The organism is Bradyrhizobium campsiandrae, from assembly GCF_014529705.1.
GTDB lineage: Bacteria > Pseudomonadota > Alphaproteobacteria > Rhizobiales > Xanthobacteraceae > Bradyrhizobium > Bradyrhizobium campsiandrae.
The window spans coordinates 1-843 of record NZ_JAANIH010000167.1 but is presented as its reverse complement, the minus strand read 5'-3'; the positions used below and the strand labels follow the sequence as shown (position 1 = coordinate 843).

Here is an 843-nt window from a genome sequence, read left to right as displayed (position 1 = left end):
GCTCGGCGCCCGCCTCGCGCGGCGCTGGCGGCACGCGCCCCGTCTTCAACGCGACATCTTCGGCGGTGGACGGCGCGGGCAGACCGCCCTTGTCCGGGCCGGCGAGCTGCTTGACCAGGCCGCAGACGCGCTCGGTCTGCGCCAGCGCGTTCTCCACCACCTGCTGCAAATAGGCGCGATCGCCCGAGACGGGCGCGAGCTGATCGCTGTGATGCTTGATCTCGCCCATGTAGAGCAGCAGCGCGGTCAGGGGCCCATTGAGCTCACGGGCGATGGCTGCGGCCATCTCGTCGGCCGCCTTGGCGCGAGCGGCATTCAGCCGGACGAAATCAAGCTCTTCGGGTGCAGAAGTGCTGCTTTCGAACCATTCCGACGGCCGCGAATCAGTGACCGTATCGTTCTGTGACCCCATGTGACTCGTTTAGCGGAACCTGGGGCGATCTGTGGTTAACTTTTTACTCCGTACGACTACGGGTATTTTGACAGATTTGTGCAAAAATACCGGCGAAGGCACAATTTATGCTTGCGGTCGTTCACCCCGGACCATGCAAAGGTTGATGAAACCGCCCAGATCATAAGCAGACATCCAAATGTCTGCTGAATCGCCGCTGCCGCCGCCGTCTGCCGGGGCCCCGGATTTTACGGATAAATTAACGGTGGCCTGCTTCTCTTTGTCACAATTGAGAGCGCGCAAATGCCTCCATGCATGGGGCCGGTAGGCCTGCTGGAATCGTTGCGAGAGATTGCGTGCCATGGACGAGATCGACGAGCTAACGGAGTTCCTGCAGAAGCTGACGCCATTGTCGCGCAGCTGCCTGCTCAGCGAACTCGAGCGGCTCGAGC

At 61.4% G+C, this 843-nt stretch carries 1 protein-coding gene; it reads right to left on the bottom strand.

Annotated elements, in window-relative coordinates; translation table 11 throughout:
- Window positions 1-412: helix-turn-helix transcriptional regulator (locus G8O24_RS42530; protein WP_188108417.1), on the bottom strand; the 412-nt coding region annotated here is incomplete at its 3' end.
- Between the last annotated feature and the right edge of the window lie 431 nt (window positions 413-843).